Raw genomic sequence first — 21,124 nt, forward strand, 5'->3', positions numbered from 1 at the left:
CACCACAACTGCGTGACCGACGGCAAGGATGGGGTGGGGGCGGTGGTTGGTACTCGCGAGCGTGTCCCCACCTGCGGTTCGACTCCCTGCGGCGGAGATTCAGGCGCGCCGTGCGGCCCGGACCGGGCGACCGGGTAGGGTCTGACGCCGTGCGCGGCAATCCTCGTCCCCGTACCGTGACCGGAATCCGGCTCGGTGACCTAGCCGCCCGGCTCGCCGTGGCGCCCCCCACCAGCGCCGATCCGGTGGTGACCGGGGTGACCCACGCGAGCCAGGAGGTCCACCCCGGCGATCTGTACGCCGCCCTGCCCGGCGCCCGCCGACACGGCGCGGAGTTCGCCGCCGGTGCGGCGGCCGCCGGTGCGGTCGCCGTGCTGACCGACCCGGCCGGTGCCGAGCTGGCCGCGGCCAGCGGGTTGCCGGCCCTGGTGGTCGCCGACCCCCGCGCGGTGCTCGGCACGCTCGCCTCGGCCGTCTACGGCGACCCGACCGCGGAGCTGACCGTGATCGGGGTGACCGGCACCGCCGGCAAGACCTCCACCGCGTACCTGGTCGAGTCGGGGCTGCGCGCCGCCGGCCACACCACCGGCCTGATCGGCACCGTGGAAACCCGTCTCGGCGACCTGGTGGTGGACAGCGTCCGGACCACGCCCGAGGCCACCGACCTGCACGCGATGCTGGCCGCCGCCCGGGAACGCGGGGTGACCGCGGTGGTCATGGAGGTGTCCAGCCACGCCCTGGCGATGGGCCGGGTCGGCGGGGTGCGCTTCACGGTGGGCGGCTGGACCAACTTCGGCTCCGACCACCTCGACTTCCACGCCGACTCCGCCGACTACTTCGCGGCCAAGGCGCGGCTGTTCGACGGCCGCTGCGCCGTCGAGGTGCTCAACCATGACGACCCGGCGCTGAAGGCGCTGTTCAAGCCGGCGACGGTCAGCTTCTCGGCGTCCGGCGACCCGGCCGCCACCTGGTGGGCCGACGACGCCGACGGCGAGGGGTACGCCCAGCGCTTCACCGCGCACGGCCCGGGTGGGCTGGTCCTCCCCGCCGGGGTGGCGCTGCCCGGCCGGCACAACGTCGCGAACGCCCTGCTGGCCATCGCCGCCCTGGTCGCGGCCGGGGTCGACCCGGTGACCGCCGCCGAGGGGGTGGCCGCCTGTGGCGGGGTACCCGGCCGGCTGGAGTCGGTGGGGGTGGCCGGCGGCGTGCGCGGGGTGGTCGACTACGCGCACAAACCGGACGCCGTGGTGGCCGCGCTGGCCGCCCTGCGGGAACTCAGTACCGGCCGGCTGATCTGCGTGATCGGTGCCGGTGGTGATCGGGATCGGAACAAGCGGCCGGTGATGGGCGCCGCCGCCGCGGAGGGGGCCGACGTGGTGGTGGTGACCGACGACAACCCGCGTACCGAGGATCCCGGGGTGATCCGCGCCGAGGTGCTCGCGGGCGCCTACCAGGCCGCGGCGCCGGACCGGGTGGTCGAGGTGGCCGGCCGGCGGGCGGCGATCGACGAGGCGGTCCGGCTGGCCGCGTCGGGCGACGTGGTGGCGGTACTCGGCAAGGGCCACGAACGCGGCCAGGAGATCGCCGGCGAGGTGTACCCGTTCGACGACGTCACCGAACTCGCCGACGCGCTGCGGATCCGCTTCGGGGACCTGGCGGGTCAGCAGTGATCGCGCTGAGCCTGGCCGAGGTCGCGTCGGCCGTCGACGGGCGACTGGTCGCCGCAGATCCCGCCACGCTGGTCACCGCAAGCGTGGAGTTCGACTCGCGCAAGGTCACCCCGGGCGGGCTCTTCGTCGCCTTCGACGGGGAGAAGGTGGACGGGCACGACTACGCCGCCGCGGCCGTCGACACCGGTGCGGTGGCGGTGCTGGGCACCCGCGAGGTGCCCGGCGTGCCGATGATCCTGGTAGCCGACGCGCTGGCCGCGATGGGCCGGCTGGCCCGGGCGGTGGTGGACCGGTTGCCGGAGCTGACCGTGATCGGGCTGACCGGCTCGTCCGGCAAGACCACCACCAAGGACCTGATCGCCCAGCTCACCGCGCGGCTCGGGGAGACGGTGGCGCCGCCCGGGTCGTTCAACAACGAGCTGGGGCACCCGTACACCGCGTTGCAGGCCGGGCCGTCCACCCGCTACCTGGTGATGGAGAAGGGCGCGCGGGGCATCGGTCACGTGCGGTACCTCTGCGACGTGGCGCCGCCGCGCATCTCGGTGGTGCTCAACGTCGGGGTGTCGCACATCGGCGAGTTCGGCTCGCAGGAGAACATCGCGCTGGCCAAGGGCGAGCTGGTCGAGGCGCTGCCGGCCGACGGCCTGGCCGTGCTGAACGCCGACGACCCGCTGGTCGACGCGATGGCCACCCGTACGGTGGCCCGGGTGGTCCGGTACGGCGAGGCGGCCCACGCCGACGTCCGGGCCGTGGACGTGACCGTGGACGAGCGGGGGCGGCCCGCGTACACCCTGGTGACGCCGGAGGGCAGCGCCCCGGTGCGACTCGGGCTCACCGGGCGGCATCAGGTCGGGAACACTCTCGCCGCCGCGGCGGTGGCCCGGGAGCTGGGCATGCCGCTGGCCGAACTGGCCATCGCGCTCGGCGCGCTGGGGTTGGTCTCGACCCGTCGGATGGACGTGTTCGAGCGCGCCGACGGGGTGACCGTGATCGACGACTCGTACAACGCCAACCCGGCGTCGATGGCGGTGGCGCTGCGCGCGCTGGCCGGCATCGGGCGCGGAGGGCGTACCGTCGCGGTGCTCGGTTACATGGCCGAGCTGGGCGAGTTCGAGGTGCCGGGGCACGCCGAGGTGGGCCGTCTCGCGGCCGAGCTGGGCGTCGACCGGCTGCTCGTGGTCGGCGACGCGGCGGCGCCGATCCACCACGGGGCGACATCGGTAGGTAACTGGGGAGGAGAGTCGGTGCTGCTCACCGATCAGGCGGCGGCCGTCGAGGTGCTGCGTAGCGAGCTACGGCCGGGCGACGTCGTCCTGGTGAAGGGGTCCCGTTACCGGACCTGGGAGGTGGCCGACGCGCTGCGGGCCGACGCCGCGGGCAACGGCACGGGTCCGGCGGCCGGGGGTGGCGCGGCGTGAGAGCGGTCATCGTGGCCATCGGGGTGGCCTTCCTCGTCTCGCTGTTCTGCACCCCGATCGCGATCAAGGTCTTCACCCGGCTGAAGGCCGGTCAGCCCATCCGGACCGACGGCCCGCAGATGCACCAGGGCAAGAAGGGCACCCCGACCATGGGTGGCGTGGTGTTCATCCTCGCCACGGTCATCGCGTACGTGGCCGGGCACCTCGCCCTGACCACCCTGCCGGACGCCCAGATCGCCCAGGTCGAGCCGACCATCACCGCGCTGGTGCTGCTCGGCCTGATGGTCTTCGCCGGTGCCGTCGGGTTCATCGACGACTTCCTCAAGGTGCGCAAGCGGCACAGCGGCGGCCTGAGCGCGCGTGGCAAGCTGCTCGGCCAGATCCTGGTCGGCGCGGTGTTCGGGGTGATCGCGCTCTACTTCCCGTCCACCATGACGGACGCCTCCGGCGCGGTGACCAACACCGAGACGGTCGGCAGCACCACGCTCAGCTTCATCCGGGACATTCCGGCGCTGGACGTCAGCAAGATCGGTGCGGTGATCATCTTCATCTTCGTGGTGATGGCGGCGACGAACGGCGTCAACCTCACCGACGGGCTCGACGGCCTGGCCACCGGCGCCTCGGTGATGGTGCTCGGCGCGTACGCGGTGATCGCGTTCTGGCAGTACCGGCACTGGTGCGCCGACCCGGCGTACACCGCCAACCCGAACAACTACTGCTACACGGTCCGGGATCCGTTGGAGATCGCCCTGATCGCGGGTGCCGCGGCCGGGGCCTGTGTCGGCTTCCTGTGGTGGAACACGTCGCCGGCTCGGATCTTCATGGGCGACACCGGCGCGCTCGGCCTGGGCGGCCTGATCGCCGGTATGGCGATGTCCACCCGCACCATCCTGCTGCTGCCGATCATCGGCGGGCTGTTCGTGATCATCACGATGTCGGTGGTCATCCAGATCATCTCCTTCAAGACCACCGGCAAGCGGGTGTTCCGCATGTCGCCGTTGCAGCACCACTTCGAACTCGCCGGCTGGAGCGAGGTCAACATCGTGGTCCGGTTCTGGATCATCGCCGGCATCGGCGTGGCCATCGCGCTCGGCCTCTTCTACAGCGACTTCCTCGCCAACATGGGCTGATCCCCGCCGTTGACGGGGTGGCGATGTGACGGTGTGGCAGCGGGGTGTGACCTAGCGCAAGTCCGACACGCCGACCGGCCGGTACCGCCGGTGTGAGCTGCCGGCAACCGCGATGATGGCGCTGTGGGGGAGGCGCGAGAAGAAGACGGCTCGGAGTCGAGCACCCGGCGGCCGGCCCGCGGCGCAGGTAGCGCCGGGGTGGCCGCCGCGGCGCGGCCCGGCGCCAGCGGGGCGGCCGGCGCGGCGGAAACCGCTGGGTCGGCGGCCGGCCACGGCGCACGGTCCGCCCGTTCGGGGCCGACCGGTCCGGCGCGATCCGGCGGATCCGGTGCCGAACGGCCAGGCGGGTCGGGCGCGGCACCGGCGACCGATGGCCCATGGCGGGGCCTGGACGCGATGGGCGGGCTGGCCGCGCTGCGGGGACTGCTGGCCCGGCCGCTGGCCTCCTACCACCTGCTGCTGGCCAGCGCCGGGTTGCTGCTGCTGATCGGCCTGACCATGGTCTTCTCGGCCACCAGCGTGCGCGACTACGCCCAGGGTGGCAACGCCTCGGCGTCGCTGACCAAGCAGGCGATCTTCGCGGTCATCGGCATCGTGGTGTTCTGGGCCTGCCAACGGTTGCCGGCCAGCACCTACCGGGCGCTCGGCCGGCCGACACTGGCCGTCGCGGTGGGGCTGCTGGTGCTGCTGAACCTGCTGGTGGCGTACGGGCGGCTGACCGACGGCCCGGCGAAGATCGGCCCGTTGAGGGCCGAACTGCTCTGGCTGTTCGTCGGCGACATCGGCCTGCAACCCTCCGAGCTGGCCAAGTTCGCGCTGGCGCTGTGGGGGGCGTACGTGCTCGCCCGCAAGGGCGCCGCGCTGGGCTGGTGGCGGGAGCTGGTCACCCCGCTGTTCCCGGTGGTGGGCCTGATGTTCGTCCTGGTCGGCTACAACGACCTGGGCAGCATGCTCTGCCTGCTCGCCCTGGTGGTCGGCCTGCTCTGGGCGGCGGGCGTGCGGCTGCGGGTCTTCGCCGCGCTCAGCGCGATCGGGCTGGTCGGCATCGGCCTGCTGGTCGCGGTCGCCTCGCTGGGCGCCGGTTCCGGGGTGAAGGGCGAGGACAACTACCGGTTGGCCCGGCTGACCATGTTCTTCAATCCGCCGCCGCCGGACGACTGCAAGCTCGAGGGCTGCTACCAGATCGCCCAGGCCCGCTACGCCATCGCCAACGGCGGCTGGTTCGGCACCGGGCTGGGTCAGGGGCGGACCAAGTGGGACTGGCTGCCGGCGGCGGACAACGACTTCATCTTCGCGGTGATCGCCGAGGAACTCGGGGTGGTCGGCTGCGCGGTGGTGGTCACCCTCTTCGCCGTGCTCGCCTACACCGGCCTGCGGATCGCCCGGCGGGTCGAGGACCCGTTCCGCCGGCTGGCCGCCGCGGGCGCCACCGCGTGGCTGGTCGGTCAGGCGTTCATCAACATCGGTGGCGTGATCGGCCTGCTGCCGCTGACCGGGGTGCCGCTGCCGTTCATCTCGGTCGGCGGCAGCGCCCTGGTCGTCACCCTGGCGGCGGTCGGCATGCTGGCCTCCTTCGCCCGTGCGGAACCCGATGCGGCCCGGGCCCTGCATGCCCGTCCACCGGCCCGGTGGGTCCGACTAGTGTGGGCTCCGTTGCCGCCGCTTCCCGGCCGGCGTCGCCGTGCGGCGCCGCCGCCGGCTGCCCGGGGATCCGTCCCCGAGGCGCGCAAGCGGCGCAGGGACGACCAGGCCGCACCGCGTGGCCCCCGGGACGACCGGGGCCGCGGCGGGTCGGCGGACGAGAGGAGACGTTGATGGGTCCGCTGCGTTCGGTGGTGCTCGCAGGAGGCGGCACCGGGGGGCACATCTACCCGTTGCTCGCCTTCGCCGACTGCCTGCGCCGACACGACCCCGGCGTCCGGATCACCTGTCTCGGCACACCCAAGGGCCTGGAGAACGAGCTGATCCCGCCGGCCGGCTACGACCTGCGGAACATCCCGGCCTACCAGCTGCCCCGGTCGATCAACATGAACCTGGTCCGCACCCCGGGCCGGATGTGGACCGCGGCCCGCGCGGCGGGCAAGGTCATCGAGGAGGTACGCGCCGACGTGGTGGTCGGGTTCGGCGGGTACGTCTCGGTGCCGGCGTACCTGGCCGCCTGGCGGCGGGAGCTGCCGATCGTGATCCACGAGGTCAACGTGCCGCCGGGTGTGGCCAACCGGCTGGGCATGAAGTTCACCCGGCACGTCGCGGTCGGCTTCCCGCACCAGCCGTCACAGGCCGAGTCGCTGCGCGACGCGCGGGTGGTCGGCGTACCGCTGCGCCGTGGCATCGCCGGGCTGGACCGGTCGGCCATGCGCAGCGCCGCCCGCGCCCACTTCGGGCTCCGCCCCGACCTGCCGGTGCTCTTCGTCGCCGGCGGTTCGCAGGGCGCCCGGTCGATCAACCTCGCGGTCGCCGGGGCGGCCAAGGAACTGGCCCGCAACGGCATCCAGGTGCTGCACGTCATCGGGGCCCGCAACGAGCCGGTGCCGATCCCCACCGACCTACCGGTGCCGTACGTGACCCTGCCCTACCTGTCCGAGATGGAGGCCGGCTACGCCGCGGCGGACCTGATGCTCGGCCGGGGCGGGGCGATGACCTGCGCGGAGGTGGCCGCGATCGGCCTGCCGACCATCTACGTGCCGTACCCGCACAGCAACCAGGAGCAGAAGCGCAACGCGCTGCCGGTGGTCGAGGCCGGCGGCGGGCTGCTGGTCGACGACGCCGAGGTGACCCCGGACTGGATCGAGCGGACGGTGATCCCGCTGATCCGCGACCCGCAGCGGCTGCACGCGATGGGCACCGCCGCAGCCGGATACGGGCGCCGCGACGGCGACGAGGCGCTGCTCAACTTCGTCTACGAGGCGGTGTCCCGGTGAGCGCGAGGAGTGAGCCGGGTCTGCGAGCCCCGCAGTCGCGAACGAAAGGTTGGTCCCGATGACCACGTTCAGCCCGGCTGGCACCCTGACCGCCGAGGACCTGGGCCACATCCACCTGATCGGGGTGGGCGGGGTCGGCATGAGCGGCCTGGCCCGGCTGTTCCTCACCCGGGGCCTGCCGGTCTCCGGCAGCGAGTTGCGCGAGTGGCCGTCCCTGGCCGGCCTGCGGGCGCTCGGTGGGACGATCCACATGACCCACGAGGTGGCCAACCTCGACGGGGTCGACACCGTGGTCTACTCCTCGGCCATCCCCGCCGACCACCTGGAGATGGTCGAGGCGCGCGAGCGCGGCCTGCGGGTGCTGCACCGCTCGGAGGCGCTGGCCGCCGCGATGACCGGGCGCCGCACGGTGGCGGTCGCCGGTACGCACGGCAAGACCACCACCACCTCGATGGTCACCATGGTGCTCCAGCAGGCCGGGACGGATCCGTCCTTCGTGATCGGTGGGGAGATCTCCGAGGTGGGCTCGGGGGCGCACCACGGCACCGGCGAGTACTTCGTGGTCGAGGCGGACGAGAGCGACCGGTCCTTCCTCATCTACCGCCCGTTCGTCTCGATCATCACGAACATCGAGGCGGACCACCTGAACACCTACGGTGATCTGGCCAACCTGGAGGCCACCTTCGCCGAGTTCGCCCGGCTCACCGACCCGGACGGCTTCATCATCACCTGCGCGGACGACCCGGGCGGCCGGCGGCTGGCCGACACGCTGCGCGCCGAGGGGCGCCGCGTGTACACCTACGGCGAGGCGTCCGACGCCGACCTGCGGCTGAGCGGGATGGCCTCGTCGGCCCGGGGGGTGCGCTACCTCGCCCACATCGACGGCCGCTCGCTGGGCGAGTTCCGGCTGCCGGTGCCGGGCCGGCACATGGGCCTCAACAGCGCCTCTGCGGTGCTGGCCGCGTACCTGCTGGGGCTGCCGCTGGACGCGGCGGAGGCCGCGCTGGCGGCCTTCCCGGGCGTGCGCCGACGCTTCGAGCGCAAGGGCGTCGCCGACGGGGTGCTCGTCTACGACGAGTACGCCTACCACCCGACCTCGATGACCCTGGCCCTGCAGACGCTGCGCGAGGTGGCCGGGGACGGCCGGCTGATCGTCGTCTTCCAGCCCTACCGGCTCTACCGCACGCGGGACCTGCAGACGGAGATCGCCGAGGCGCTCGCGATCGCCGACGAGCTGGTGCTGCTGGAGGTCTTCGGGCCGGGCGAGCTGCGCGGGCCGGGCGAGGGGTCGACCGCGCTGGTCGAGGCGGTGTCGCTGCCGGTGGAGCGGAAGGTCTTCGTCGATTCGTGGGAGGCCGCGCCGGCGGAGGTGGCCCGGCGGGCCCGTTCCGGCGACGTGGTGGTGACGATGGGCGCACCGCCGATCTCGCTGATGGGTGACGAGCTGCTGACCGCGCTGACCACGCGTACCGCCGACCCGCAGGAGCCGACCGGCACCGTTCCCGGCGGTCTGGCCGGCGGGGCGACGAGCATCGGCGGCACTGTCCCCGGCGGCGTCGGCGTGGACGGCGCGGCGCCCGCGGCGGAATGAGTCCCGGCCCGGCCCGCGGGCGCGGCACCGGGGTGGACGGCGGCGGGGGCCGCCGTCCGACCCGCCGCTGGCAGCTGGTCCGCGCCGGCCGCGACGCGGTGCCCGCCTCCACTCGGCGGTTCATGGCCCGGGCCCGGCGTCGCCGGATGCGTGCGGCGCTGCCGTGGGCGGTGGCCGGCGGGGTGCTCGCCCTGGCCGGGCTGGTGGCGTGGACGCTGCTCGGCACCGGCCTGTTCGGGGTGCGCGAGGTGCGGGTGGAGGGGGCGGAGCTGGTCACGGCGGTGCAGGTGCGGGACGCGGCGAGGGTGCCGGACGGTGCCCCGCTGGCCCGGGTCGACCTGGCCGCGCTGGCCGGCCGGATCGGCGCCCTGCCGCCGGTGGAGCGGGTGACGGTGCACCGGGACTGGCCGGACGCGCTGGTGGTCCGGCTGACCGAGCGGACCGGCGTGGCGGTGGTGCCGCACGGCGAGCAGTTCGTCGTGCTCGACGCCGGCGGAGTGGCGTTCCGGACGCTGCCGCAGCGCCCGGACGGCCTGCCGCTGCTACGGCTGGCCGAACCTGGCGCCGACGACCCGGACACCCAGGCCGGGTTGGCGGTGCTGGCCGTGCTCACCCCGCAGCTGCGCGCCGAACTGGTGGAGGTCACGGTCGAGGGCCTGGCCCGGATCAGCGTGCGGCTGCGCGGCGACCGTACGGTGTTCTGGGGCGACGCGACGCGCGGGGCGGACAAGGCCCGGGTGGCCACCGCCCTGCTCGACCAGGAGGCCGCGCGGATCGACGTCAGCGCGCCGGACGTGGTCACCTTCAAGTGAGCGGGCGTCAGCCGGCGGGGCGTTGGTGGTGAGGCGTTGCGCTCCACCGGCGACACGCCGGGCAGGTCCTTGGCTCATCGCTCGGGTGCGCCTACGTTGCCCGGAAGAGGATCAGTGGTTGACATAACCGTAACCCTCTAGTAGAGGGTGAAGGTTTACCTCTCGACCTCGCTGGTGACAGCTGCGTCGACCGCCGGTCTGGCCACGCCGTAGCCGGTCGGGGAGTAGCCAATCTCGAAGGGAAAGGACCGGAGATGACACCTCCGCACAACTACCTGGCGGTCATCAAGGTCGTCGGCATCGGGGGCGGCGGCGTCAACGCCGTCAACCGGATGATCGAGGTTGGGCTCAAGGGCGTCGAGTTCATCGCGATCAACACGGACGCGCAGGCGTTGCTGATGAGCGACGCCGACGTCAAGCTCGACGTCGGCCGCGAGCTGACCCGGGGGTTGGGCGCCGGCGCCAATCCGGACGTCGGCAAGAACGCCGCCGAGGACCACCGCGACGAGATCGAGGAGGTGCTCAAGGGCGCCGACATGGTCTTCGTGACCTGCGGCGAGGGCGGCGGCACCGGCACCGGCGGCGCGCCGGTGGTGGCGAACATCGCCCGCAAGCTGGGTGCGCTGACCATCGGCGTGGTGACCCGACCGTTCTCCTTCGAGGGCAAGCGCCGCCAGGTGCAGGCCGAGGCCGGCATCGACGAGCTGCGCAACCAGTGCGACACCCTGATCGTCATTCCCAACGACCGGCTGCTGGCGCTCGGCGACCGCAACATCAGCATGATGGACGCCTTCCGGACGGCCGACCAGGTGCTCCTCTCCGGTGTCCAGGGCATCACCGACCTGATCACCACGCCGGGTCTGATCAACCTGGACTTCGCCGACGTCAAGAGCGTGATGAGCGGCGCGGGCAGCGCGCTGATGGGCATCGGCAGCGCCCGTGGCGAGAACCGCGCGGTCGAGGCGGCCGAGGCGGCCATCTCCAGCCCGCTGCTGGAGCAGAGCATGGACGGCGCCCGCGGTGTGCTGCTCTCCATCGCCGGCGGGTCCGACCTGGGTCTGTTCGAGATCAACGACGCGGCCCAGCTGGTCACCGACGCGGCGCACCCGGACGCGAACATCATCTTCGGTGCGGTCATCGACGACGCCCTCGGTGACGAGGTGCGGGTGACCGTGATCGCGGCGGGCTTCGACGGGGGTGCGCCGGCCTACAAGGCGGCCGAGCCGGCCCGCAAGACCAACCAGAACCAGGCCGCCCAGCCGAGCACGCCGGTGGTGCCGTCGCCCGCCCCGCCGGTTGCTCCGCAGTCGCCGCGTCGGGTGCTCTTCGACGACGTCGACGTGCCCGACTTCCTCAAGAACGGGTCCTGAACACCGCCGATGACCGACAGTGCTGCTCTGGTACGCCCCGACCGGCGTGCCGAACTCGCCGCCGGGCTGGCCCGCGTACGCGCGCGCATCGCCGACGCCTGTGCCGCGGCGGGCCGCGACCGGGCCGAGGTGACCATGATCGCGGTGACCAAGACCTACCCGGCGGCCGACGTGGTCGCGCTGGCCGGCCTCGGCGTGACCGACGTGGGGGAGAACCGCGACCAGGAGGCGGCGGCCAAGGCCGGCGAGGTCGCCGCCGCCGGGGTCACGCCGCGCTGGCACTTCATCGGCCGGCTGCAACGCAACAAGGTGAAGTCGGTGATCCGGTACGCGGACGTGGTGCAGTCCGTCGACAGCGTGCGGCTGGCGTCCGCGCTGGACGTGGCCGCGACCGCCGGCCGGGACCGCCCACTGGACGTGCTGGTGCAGGTCAGCATCGACGCCGACCCGGCGCGGGGCGGGACGGTGCCGGACTCCGCCGATCCGGACGTCGGCCTCGGCCCGGTGGCCGCCGCGGTGGCCGCCGCGCCGGGGTTGCGACTGGCCGGTCTGATGGCCGTGGCGCCCCTCGGCTGGGAGCCGGAGCGGGCGTTCGACCGGCTGGCGGCGGTCGCTGCGGCGTTCCGGTCGGACCATCCGCAGGCGGTGGCCCTGTCGGCGGGCATGAGCGGTGACCTGGAGGCGGCGATCGGTCACGGCGCGACACATGTCCGCGTCGGCAGCGCGTTGCTCGGAATGCGTCCCACGCTGCGGTAGCCTGACCGCGAGAGAAGCAAATTACATCAGTGTTGTTTGTGGGAACGGCCTTCCCGGCGACCGGGGGGCGTGGCGTGCAACGCGAATTGCACGTCAGGGGATTGCCGTTCCGGTCCGGTGGGCAGTAATGGTCCACTCGCGACAGGGCGACACGGCGGGGGCGTGTGCCGCACGGCGGACGGGAAGGGCGCGGGGATGGGTGCACTGCGCAAGGCGGGGGTCTGGCTCGGACTGGTCGAAGAGGACGACGAGCGGGCCTATGACGACGGTGGCTACGACAAGGGTGGCTACCGCGATTCGCGTTACCGGCAGAGCCGGTACGCCGAGGAGTTCGCGGACGACGAGGACGAGGCGGAGGAGCCGCCCGCTCCTCGTCCCCGGCTGGGTGACCGCAGTCGGCTGAGCGAGCGATCCGGTGGCCGACTGAGCGAGTCCGAGCGCCTGGAGTCCGAGCGCCCGGAGCGGGTCGAGCGGTCCAGCGTGCGGTCGATCACCCGGTCGACGGGTGAGCCCTCGGGCGCGCTGACCTACCACAGCCGGGACAATCTCGCCCTGGCGCCGCAGGTGCAGCCCCGCGAGCGCGCGGTGGTGCCCGAGGAGGAGCAGCGTTACCAGATCACCACGCTGCACCCGACCACCTACCGCGAGGCCCGCACCATCGGCGAGCACTTCCGGGACGGGGTTCCCGTGATCATCAACCTCACCGAGATGGACGAGGCGGATGCCCGCCGTCTGGTGGACTTCGCCGCCGGGTTGGCGTTCGGGCTGCGCGGTACGATCGAGCGCGTGACCAACCGGGTGTTCCTGCTCTCACCGGCCAATGTCCAGGTCACCGCGGAGGACAAGGCCAAGATTGCCGAGGGCGGGTTCTTCAGCCTGAGTTGACCCGCCCGACCCGAGGGACGTCGCCTGCCGTGTTGTCGATCTTGCTTCAGGTCCTGTACCTGATCACCTATGTCTTCCTTATCGTTCTTCTGGCCCGTTTCGTACTAAGCGCGGTTCTGCAGTACGGGCGGCGCTGGCAGCCCGGTCGCGGGGCATCGGCCGGACTGGAATCCGTGTGGAGCGTCACTGATCCCCCGCTCTGGGCGTTGAGGCGTGTGATCCCTCCGCTGCGAATTGGTACCGTGAGCATCGACCTGGCCTCCCTTGTGCTCCTGGTTATCCTGTTCGTGCTGATGAGGTTTGTGTTAGAGCCGGCGATCATCAGGACCGCCTGATGACCGACGCGCTATCGCGGCCGCAACTGACCCGAGGAGTTTCGATGCCGCTGACCCCGGCCGACGTCCATAACGTCGCCTTCAAGAAGCCGCCGATCGGCAAGCGGGGCTACGACGAGGAGGAGGTCGACGCCTTCCTGGACGAGGTCGAGCGCGAACTCGCCCGTCTGATCGAGGAGAACAACGAACTGCGCGCCCAGGTGGAGCGCGGAGGGCGGGGCGGCGCCCCCGCCGGCCCGGGCGGCGACGCTCGCCTGGCGGCCGAGCTCAACGACGTCAAGGCCCAGCTCGACCGCGTGCAGCGCGACAAGGCCGCCGCCGATCAGGCCGCCCGCGCCATGCAGGCCGAGCTGGAGCAGGTCCGGGCCGCCGGTGGCGGCGCGGTGACCGGCCCCGACGGCGAGCAGCAGGCGCTGCGGGTGCTGATGATGGCCCAGCGGACGGCGGACGACCACGTCTCCGACGCCCGCCGCGAGGCCGACCAGCTGCTCTCCGAGGCCCGCTCGAAGGCCGAGGAGGTCACCCGCGAGGCGCGGGCCAAGGCCGACGCGCTCGAGCGCGACGCCCGCCAGCGGCACCAGGAGGCCATGGGCGGCCTGGACGCCAAGCGCACCGCGCTGCAGAAGCACATCGAGGAACTCAAGCAGTTCGAGCGGGAGTACCGCACCCGGCTCAAGGCGTACCTGGAGAGCCAGCTGCGTGACCTCGACGGTCGCGGCCAGGGCCTGGAGGCCGAGATGACCCGCGGGGACGGCACCCGGGCCGCCGGCAACGGGCTGGCCGCTGCCGGCCTCGCCGGTTCCTACGGTGGCGGCGGCGGTCGCTCCGGCGCGCTCGAGGCCGGCCGCTGAACCAACCGGGTCGGCGACCGTCGTCAGTGCTGCGGTCGCCCACCCTGCCCATCGGTACGACGCGGCGGGGGTGAGCCGTGATAGTCATCAGTCTCGTGCTCATCCTCGTCGCGGTGGTACTGCTGGTGCTCGGCCTGGCCGGAGGGTCCAGCCTCCTGCTGGTCGTCTCCATCGCAGCCAGCCTGCTGGCCGCCGTCGCGCTGGTCGCGGGCGCCCGGCAGGCGGCCGCCGGCCGGGCCTCGGGGCACCGCGGGTCACCCGGGCGCCAGCCATGGGACATCTCCGGCGCGGCCACTCCGGCCGCCGGCGGCGAGAGCATCCCGGCACAGCACATCCCACCGAACGTGAACACCGGCGATTCCGGGTGGCGGCAACCACCCGGCTCGCCGGTGGCGGACCCGCGGAAGCCGGTCGACGCCGGTGACGACGCCGACGGGTACGACGACGAGCCCGCGGCCCAGGAGATCAGCCCGGAGCAGGCGGCCCGGGTGGCCCGCCTCGCGGACGAGGTCCGGGTGGTCGACGGGCGACCGCGCTACCACCTCGTCGAATGCCCGCACCTGGTCGGGCGGGAGCACGAGCCGCTGCCGGTCGCCGAGGCGGTCGAGCTCGGTTTCACCCCCTGTGCGCACTGCGCGCCGGGCACCACCCTGTTGTCGGAATCCGGACGGCGCTGAGCCGACCCGCCATGGACGATGCGCTCACCGTCGCCGTGCGGGTGAAACCGGGGGCGTCCCGGGCCCGGGTGGGTGGTCGGTTCGACGGCCCGCACGGGCCGGCGCTGGTCATCGCGGTCAATGCTCCGGCGGTCGACGGGCGGGCCACCGAGGCCGCCCGACGGGCCCTGGCCGATGCACTCGGCGTCCGGCCGACCACCGTGTCGCTGCGTACCGGCGCGGCCAGCCGGGACAAACTCTTCCTGGTCGCCTCCGCCGGCCCGGAACTCGCCCACCGGCTGAGCCGGTTGCGCGACGGCGCCGAGCCGACCGGCTGACGGACGGATCCAACCGGAGTCCTTGGCCGAGTACGCCGGACTGGCGCGGCTGATCTGCTAGCGTTTCCATTTGCCCCGATATGGCATGAATCGGGGCGGACTGGGCGCTCCGGTGCGGCACGTTGTCGGACGCCTGTACGTTCCGTATCCTTGCCAACCTCCGGAGTGCGCGGCCTCGTGGCCGCGCGCCCGTTTTGTACCCGGGGCGGCCGATGTTGGCGGCCCCTGTCCAGGCGCCGCGGACTCACCGCGGCTCCGTGGCCGAGGGAGCGACGATGGCCAAGCCAGCCGACACCAGGACCGCAGGCCGCAAGCCGACGGCGAAGTCCACCCGCAGTGCCGCGGAGACCGAGAAGATCCGGGCCGCGCTGGCGGCGCGGCATGACGAGTTGCGAGCCGAGTACGATCAGACGCTGAGCGAGATCACCGAGCTGCAGCGCGACCGCCTGACCGACTCGGCCGGGGACGACCAGGCCGACACCGGCACCAAGACGTTCGAGCGGGAGCAGGAGATCTCCCTCGCCAACAGCATTCTGGAACGGATCACGCAGGTCGAGCGCGCGTTGGAGCGTCTCGACGAGGGTGGTTACGGCTGGTGCGAGCGGTGCGGCAACCCCATTCCGGTGGAGCGGCTGGCCGCCTTCCCGTCGGCCACCCTCTGCGTGACATGCAAGCAGCTGGAGGAGCGGCGCTGAGGCGCGCTCCCCGGCACTCGTACGCGGCGGTGCGACGGCACCGCCGCGATTGTCGATGGGGAGCAGATGAGCGCAGCACCGCCCGCTGGATCCGGCACCGCCGAGTCGGGCACCGCCACGAAGTCGCGGCGTCGGCCGGTCACGATCCTGCTCTGCCTTGCGGCGTTCGCTCTCACCTTCGACGTGCTCACCAAGCACCTGGCCCTGGTCGAGCTGAGTGACCGTGAGCCGGTGCGGCTGCTGGGCGGGGCCGTCTACCTGACGCTGACCCGCAACAGCGGGGCCGCGTGGAGCATCGGCAAGGACTACACCTTCATCTTCCCGGTGATCGCGATCGGCGTGCTGAGCTGGATCGCCTGGATGACCCGCACGCTGCGCTCGGTGCCGTGGGCGATCTCGCTCGGCCTGGTGGTCGGCGGTGTGCTGGGCAACCTGATCGACCGGATCTTCCGGGCCCCGGGCTGGTTCGTGGGGCACGTGGTCGACATGGTCAGCGTCTTCGACCCGTACGGTCGGGTATTTCCGGTGTTCAACGTCGCGGACAGCGCCCTGGTCTGCGGTGTGCTGCTGGCCGTCGCGCTGGAGTTCACCGGCCGTCAGCGGGACGGCACCCGGGCTCCCGGCGAGGAGCGCCCGGCCAAGGAGAGCGCCACCGCCGACGAGCCCGGTGCCACCGACGGCGGTCGGCGGGAGCGCGCATGACGGCCACCTTCGCCGCCGGCGGCGACCACCGCAGCCTGCCGGTGCCGGACGGTCTCGACGGATTGCGGCTGGACCAGGCCGTGGCCCGGCTGTTCGGCCTCTCCCGGACGGCGGCCGCCGCCCTCGTCGACGCCGGTGCGGCGTTGGTCGACGGTGCGGTCCGGCCCAACTCGCACAAGGTCCGGGCGGGCTCCTGGCTGGAGGTGACGCTGCCCGCGCCGGCCGCGGCGCCGAGGGTGGTGCCCCAGGCGGTGCCCGGGCTCCAGGTGGTCTACGCCGACGACGACATCGTGGTGGTCGACAAGCCGGTCGGGGTAGCCGCGCATCCCAGCCCGGGCTGGACCGGCCCGACCGTGATCGGCGGGTTGGCCGCGATCGGGCACACCATCGCCACCAGTGGCGCCGCCGAACGCCAGGGAGTGGTGCACCGGCTCGACGTGGGCACCACCGGGATCATGGTGGTGGCCAAGAGCGAGCAGGCGTACAGCGCCTTGAAACGGGCCTTCAAGTACCGCGAGGTGGAGAAGCGGTACCACGCCGTGGTGCAGGGCCACCTGGACCCGCTGAGCGGCACCATCGACGCCCCGATCGACCGGCACCCCCATCACGACTACCGGTGGGCGGTGGTCTCCGGCGGGAAGCCCAGCATCACCCACTACGACACCATCGAGGCGTTTCCCTCGGCGAGCCTGGTCGACGTGCGGCTGGAGACCGGTCGTACCCACCAGATCCGGGTGCACTTCTCCACCCTGCGGCACCCGTGCGTGGGTGACCTCACGTACGGTGCGGATCCGACGCTCGCCGCCCGGCTCAAGCTGGACCGCCAGTGGTTGCACGCCAGAGAGTTGAGCTTCCAGCACCCCCGTACGGGGGACGAGGTCCGCTTCGTCAGCGACTACCCTGACGACCTGGGACGCGCACTGGACATCCTCCGCGACTGACGCGCCCTGCCCGTCCCGACCGATCCGACGAGGGGGTTCGCCCGTGCGCGCCGGCGATCTGCTGCGGCAGCTGGACCAGCGACTGCTGCCCCGGCTCGCCGCCGCGGTGACCCGACTCGGCCAGGGCTCGGCCCGGCCCCCGCTGCTCGGCTGGGTGGCGGTGCTGTCCTGCGCCGCCGTGCTGTTCACCGCGGTGCTCGCCACCGGTGGCCCGCCCGTTCCGGACCGGACCGTCGGCGAGGTGACCCGGGTGGGGGTCGCCGACGGCGAGTCGATCCCCGGCTATGAGCGGACGGCCGCGGCCGACCTGGCCGCACTGGCCGGCGGCGCGTTGGGCGAGGGCACCTACGCCCTGGTCTCGCTGACCGAGTACCTCGCCCCGCAGTCGCTCGCGGCGGTGGTCGGCGACGTGGGCGTGGCGGCCGTCATCGGCCGGGTACCGCTGCCGGGCCGGCAGACCGAGATCGTCCGGATACCCGCGCAACGGATTCCCGAGGACGTGACGGCCGGCATGGTCGAGCTGGCCGAGCGCAAGGAGCTGGAGGCCGCCGACTACCGGTCCCGGGCCGCCGGGCTGGGCGGCGGCGGGCCGCAGGAGCGGGAGCTGCGCCAGCTGTACGAGAGCGGCGCGCGGGTCGCGGCGGAGGAGGCAGCCGCCTACCGCGCGGGCTGCGCCTGCGTCTACGCGCTGGTGGTGCGCGCCGCACCGGCGGCGCTGCGCGGCGTGGCGGCCCGACCCGGGGTGCGGGTGGTCGACCCGGCGCCGGAGGTCCGGCGGCTGGAACGTACGGTGTTCACCCCGCCGCTGCCCGAGCAGTGGGATGTGGTCCGGCCGCCGGTCGACCGCGACCTCGCCCCGACGCCGGACCCGACGCCGACCCCGGGATCCGCCTCGCCGACGCCGGATCCGGTACCGGAGGACCGCTCGCCGGCGCCGTCGAACGTGACAGATTCGTCACCATCACCGGCGGTATCCTCGTCCGCACCACCGGCCGCCACCCCATTGATGCCTCCCACCTCGGCAGACACCGTCATGGAGAGTGATGTGAGCCCGACACCGTGACGGTTCGGGACACATCGGTACGTGGCCCGGTGTGGCCTGAATAGGGTTTCGTTCGTAGCCTGTCAGACGGAAACCGAGGCGCTGGGGAGGCGAGCCGTGGACGGCAGCGAGACCGGTTGGGGACGGCCCGCCGAACCGGCACCGCGGTGGCGGGCGCTGCTCGACCGTGCCCGCCTCGGCGCTCGCGGCGCCGAACAGGTGCCAACCGAGCGGCGGCCCGACGAAGAACTGCCACCGCCGCCCGAGCCGCCGCTGCCGCGACGCGGGGCGGGTTCCGGCTACGCGGGGCGGGCCCCGGCCGTCGGTCAGCCGGCCGAGCGGCCGTACGGCACCGAGCCGGGCTACCGGGCCGAGGCGAGCTACCGGGTCGAGCCCCAGCGCCCAGCACAGGCGTACCGCGGGCAGTCGGGGTACCCGGCGGAGCCGACCTACCCGGCGGTGCCGGAGCCGCGCCGGCCCGAGCCGGTGGAGTCCCGGTACACCCTGCTGGACAACGGCTACCGGCACGCCACGCCGCCGGTGGAGTCCCGGTACGCGCTGCTCGACAACGGCGGCTACCAGCCGCCCGCGCCGCCAGCTGCGCCCGCACCCCCGGCGCCGCCCGCGCCACCATCGGCGACGGTGGCCGGCCGGCCGGGGCGGATCGAGTGGCGCCCGCAGAGCGCCGAGAGCGAACTCGAACGGGCCGCCGGCGTGCTCCGCCGGGAACTGGGCACCCCGCGGGTGGTCGCCTTCGCCAACCCCAAGGGCGGCGTGCACAAGACCACGGCGACCGTCCTGGCCGCGGCCACCGTCGGCAGCGTGCGCGGGCGTGGCGTGCTGGCCTGGGACGACAACGAGCTGCGCGGCACCCTCGGGCTGCGCGCCGGCAGCGCCCGGCACGCCCGTACGATCCGGCATCTGGTCGCCGATCTCGTCCAGATCGAGATCCGGGAGGGCGCCGACCTGCTGGAGATCCTCGACGACTACCTGCGGCACGCCTCCGACGGCTCGTACGACGTGCTGGCCGGCGAGGAGAGCCCCCGGTTCGCCCAGCGGCTGGACCAGTTCACCGTCAAGCGGGTGCTGGAGCTGCTGCGCCGCACCCACGACGTGATCTGTGTGGACACCGGCAACAACGTGGAGAGTCCGAACTGGCGCACCGTGATGCAGGCCGCCGACCAGTTGGTGGTCACCACCGTGCCCCGCGAGGACGCCGCGTTCAGTGCGGACTGGATGCTCGACCTGCTGCACGAGGAGGGAATGGGTGAGCTGGCCGACAACGCGGTCACCCTGATCTCCTGCCCCACCCCGGGCCGCCTGCCGTTGCAGGACGACCTGGAACGCCACTTCGCCACCCGTACCCGGGCGGTGGCCGTGGTGCCGTACGACCCGGCCCTGGAGACCGGATCCTCGATCGAATACCACCAGCTCCAGGCCGAGACCCGACAGGCGTGGCTGCGGGCGGCGTCGGCGATGCTGGAGCCCTTCGCCCGCTGAGCGATTGCGAACATTGCCTGACTGGCGACACCGTGCACGGCTCGCGCCGGGAACTGCGAGGATCATCGGGTGAGCCCGGACACCCCCGCCGCCGAACCACCCGTACCGGCAGTGCCGACCGTCCCGCCGGTGCCGGCGGACCCGCCGCGCAGGCCCGCCCGCACTGCGGCGGCCGGAGCGGCGACCGTGCTCGTCCTGGGCCTGCTGGGTGCCCCGCTGGGGCTGCTCTGGGCGGCGCTCGCCCCGGCCACCCCGGTGGTCAAGACGGCCGACGGCGCGGTCTACGGCCAGGCCCAGCCGGAGCAGCCGATCGCCGCCGACGGCTGGTTCAGCCTGCTCGGGTTGGGCTTCGGGGTGCTGGCCGCACTCGCGGTGTGGTTCGTGCTGCGCCGCCACCGGGGGCCGGTCGGGCTGGTCGTCGTGGTGGCCGGCGCGCTCGCCACCGCGACGGTCGCCTGGCAGGTCGGGCGCCGGGTCGGGCTGAGCACCTACCAGCGGCTGCTGGAGACCGCACCGGACGGGACGACCTTCACCAAGCCGGCCGACCTGCGCGCGGGCGGCATCGACCTGATCCTCGGGGTGCTGCCGGTGCCGCACGGCAACCTGCTGCTGCCGTCGTTCGGCGCCGCGGTGGCGTACACCATGCTGGCCGGCTGGTCGCGGTGGCCGTCGCTGCGCCCCGAGCCGGAGCCCGACCCCACCTGGTTCGGCCCGCCCGTCGGCTACCCGCCGGGCGGTCCGGGGCCCGGCGGTTACCCGCCCCTCGGTGTCGGGCCGGGCGCGGATGGGGTCAGTTCGGGGTCGGCGGCGCCTTGGCCAGCTCCGCCAGCGGCACCGGAACCGCCCGTACCTGGCGCAGCAGAGCCGCCTCGCGGTTGAGCAGGTTCAGCTCGGCACGCAGCCGGGCCGCCGTGTCGTCGATGGCGAGCAGGCGTTGCCGGTCCGCCACGGTCAGTGCCGCGGTCGCGGCCACCAGGTGGGAGAGCACGGTCGGATCCTCCGGCAGCTGCTCGGTCAGCTGGCCGGACTCGACCTGGATCAGGCCGAGGTACTGGCGGAAGACCGCGATCACCCGCGCCGCCAGCAGGCCGGCCGCCTCGTCCGGGCCGGTCGGCTCGGGCAGCCACCGCACCTCGGCGGTCAGGTACGGCGCGGAGTGGTGGTCCAGCTCCGCCAACCGGAACCGTCGCCGCCCCACGGTGACGATGTCGAAGCCCCCGTCGGCCAGCTCGGTGACCTGCCGCAGCTCCGCGGTGCAGCCCACCTCGTGCAGGGTCACCTCGCCGGTGCCGGGGGCGGTCCGCCCCGCGGTGGGCTCGACCTCCCAGCCGCTGCGGATGGCCACCACGCCGAACTCGCGTGGCGCACCCTCGGGCAGCCCGACCAGGTGCCGGACCAGGGCCCGGTAGCGCTCCTCGAAGATGTGCAGTGGCAGCACCAACCCGGGGAAGAGCACCATGGCGAGCGGGAACACCGGCAGCCGTGGGGTCACGTGATCGAGCGTAACTCCA

The 21,124-nt window shown here is 73.3% G+C and carries 21 protein-coding genes; 20 read left to right on the plus strand and 1 reads right to left on the minus strand.

The genetic code is table 11. The features are described from left to right. The first annotated feature begins 110 nt into the window (after positions 1–110). The 20 genes from C1I95_RS04630 (at position 111) to C1I95_RS04725 (ending at position 20,492) form a co-directional block, all read left to right on the plus strand. A complete protein-coding gene (locus C1I95_RS04630; protein WP_111212513.1) occupies positions 111–1,670 on the plus strand; it encodes a UDP-N-acetylmuramoyl-L-alanyl-D-glutamate--2,6-diaminopimelate ligase in 1,560 nt (519 codons plus the stop codon). Next, positions 1,667–3,088 (plus strand): UDP-N-acetylmuramoyl-tripeptide--D-alanyl-D-alanine ligase, encoded by a 1,422-nt coding sequence (locus C1I95_RS04635; RefSeq protein WP_111212514.1) that lies wholly within the window; start codon positions 1,667–1,669, stop codon positions 3,086–3,088. Before C1I95_RS04630 ends, C1I95_RS04635 begins: the two co-directional genes overlap by 4 nt. Continuing rightward, a complete protein-coding gene (gene mraY, locus C1I95_RS04640; protein WP_111212515.1) occupies positions 3,085–4,218 on the plus strand; it encodes a phospho-N-acetylmuramoyl-pentapeptide-transferase in 1,134 nt (377 codons plus the stop codon). Before C1I95_RS04635 ends, mraY begins: the two co-directional genes overlap by 4 nt. Before the next feature lie 396 nt (positions 4,219–4,614). After that, a complete protein-coding gene (locus C1I95_RS04645) occupies positions 4,615–6,033 on the plus strand; it encodes an FtsW/RodA/SpoVE family cell cycle protein (RefSeq protein ID WP_111212516.1) in 1,419 nt (472 codons plus the stop codon). Then, complete coding sequence (murG, locus tag C1I95_RS04650) at positions 6,033–7,139, plus strand: undecaprenyldiphospho-muramoylpentapeptide beta-N-acetylglucosaminyltransferase (RefSeq protein ID WP_111212517.1); 1,107 nt, start codon at positions 6,033–6,035, stop codon at positions 7,137–7,139. The genes C1I95_RS04645 and murG overlap by 1 nt, the downstream gene beginning before the upstream one ends. A 58-nt stretch (positions 7,140–7,197) precedes the next feature. Beyond that, positions 7,198–8,730 carry a UDP-N-acetylmuramate--L-alanine ligase gene (gene murC, locus C1I95_RS04655; RefSeq protein WP_111212518.1) on the plus strand — a complete coding sequence of 511 codons (1,533 nt, stop codon included), beginning with the start codon at positions 7,198–7,200 and terminating at the stop codon, positions 8,728–8,730. Between the two features lie 32 nt (positions 8,731–8,762). Continuing rightward, complete coding sequence (locus C1I95_RS04660; RefSeq protein WP_199523607.1) at positions 8,763–9,542, plus strand: cell division protein FtsQ/DivIB; 780 nt, start codon at positions 8,763–8,765, stop codon at positions 9,540–9,542. A 254-nt stretch (positions 9,543–9,796) separates the two neighbouring features. Continuing rightward, entirely contained in the window at positions 9,797–10,912 is a 1,116-nt protein-coding gene (gene ftsZ / locus C1I95_RS04665) for a cell division protein FtsZ (protein ID WP_111212520.1), read from the plus strand. A 9-nt stretch (positions 10,913–10,921) separates the two neighbouring features. Beyond that, entirely contained in the window at positions 10,922–11,668 is a 747-nt protein-coding gene (locus C1I95_RS04670) for a YggS family pyridoxal phosphate-dependent enzyme (protein WP_111212521.1), read from the plus strand. Positions 11,669–11,863: 195 nt separating this feature from the next. Then, complete coding sequence (locus tag C1I95_RS04675; protein ID WP_111212522.1) at positions 11,864–12,553, plus strand: cell division protein SepF; 690 nt, start codon at positions 11,864–11,866, stop codon at positions 12,551–12,553. Positions 12,554–12,582: 29 nt separating this feature from the next. Then, positions 12,583–12,888: a YggT family protein gene (locus tag C1I95_RS04680; protein WP_111212523.1), complete on the plus strand. Its 306-nt coding sequence runs from the start codon at positions 12,583–12,585 to the stop codon at positions 12,886–12,888. Between the two features lie 44 nt (positions 12,889–12,932). Next, positions 12,933–13,739 (plus strand): DivIVA domain-containing protein, encoded by an 807-nt coding sequence (locus C1I95_RS04685; protein ID WP_111212524.1) that lies wholly within the window; start codon positions 12,933–12,935, stop codon positions 13,737–13,739. A 77-nt stretch (positions 13,740–13,816) separates the two neighbouring features. After that, positions 13,817–14,416 carry a hypothetical protein gene (locus tag C1I95_RS04690; RefSeq protein WP_111212525.1) on the plus strand — a complete coding sequence of 200 codons (600 nt, stop codon included), beginning with the start codon at positions 13,817–13,819 and terminating at the stop codon, positions 14,414–14,416. 11 nt (positions 14,417–14,427) lie between these two features. Beyond that, a complete protein-coding gene (locus tag C1I95_RS04695; protein ID WP_111212526.1) occupies positions 14,428–14,733 on the plus strand; it encodes a DUF167 domain-containing protein in 306 nt (101 codons plus the stop codon). A 275-nt stretch (positions 14,734–15,008) separates the two neighbouring features. Beyond that, positions 15,009–15,428 carry a TraR/DksA family transcriptional regulator gene (locus C1I95_RS04700; RefSeq protein ID WP_111212527.1) on the plus strand — a complete coding sequence of 140 codons (420 nt, stop codon included), beginning with the start codon at positions 15,009–15,011 and terminating at the stop codon, positions 15,426–15,428. A 66-nt stretch (positions 15,429–15,494) separates the two neighbouring features. Next, positions 15,495–16,130, plus strand: coding sequence for a signal peptidase II (gene lspA, locus C1I95_RS04705; protein WP_111212528.1), 636 nt, complete (start codon positions 15,495–15,497; stop codon positions 16,128–16,130). Next, on the plus strand, positions 16,127–17,071 hold the full coding sequence (locus C1I95_RS04710) for an RluA family pseudouridine synthase (RefSeq protein WP_111212529.1): 945 nt from the start codon (positions 16,127–16,129) through the stop codon (positions 17,069–17,071). The genes lspA and C1I95_RS04710 overlap by 4 nt, the downstream gene beginning before the upstream one ends. Before the next feature lie 43 nt (positions 17,072–17,114). Further along, positions 17,115–18,134, plus strand: coding sequence for a hypothetical protein (locus C1I95_RS04715; RefSeq protein WP_111212530.1), 1,020 nt, complete (start codon positions 17,115–17,117; stop codon positions 18,132–18,134). 96 nt (positions 18,135–18,230) lie between these two features. Beyond that, positions 18,231–19,613, plus strand: a complete 1,383-nt coding sequence (locus C1I95_RS04720) for a MinD/ParA family ATP-binding protein (RefSeq protein WP_111212531.1) — start codon at positions 18,231–18,233, stop codon at positions 19,611–19,613. 69 nt (positions 19,614–19,682) lie between these two features. Further along, positions 19,683–20,492: a DUF2567 domain-containing protein gene (locus tag C1I95_RS04725; protein WP_111212532.1), complete on the plus strand. Its 810-nt coding sequence runs from the start codon at positions 19,683–19,685 to the stop codon at positions 20,490–20,492. On the opposite strand, the gene C1I95_RS04730 is transcribed toward C1I95_RS04725, so the two are convergent. Further along, positions 20,404–21,105, minus strand: coding sequence for an LON peptidase substrate-binding domain-containing protein (locus C1I95_RS04730; protein WP_111212533.1), 702 nt, complete (start codon positions 21,103–21,105; stop codon positions 20,404–20,406). The two genes, C1I95_RS04725 and C1I95_RS04730, sit on opposite strands and share 89 nt — an antisense overlap. Between the last annotated feature and the right edge of the window lie 19 nt (positions 21,106–21,124).

The organism is Micromonospora craterilacus (genome assembly GCF_003236315.1).
GTDB classification, from domain to species: Bacteria; Actinomycetota; Actinomycetes; order Mycobacteriales; family Micromonosporaceae; genus Micromonospora; species Micromonospora craterilacus.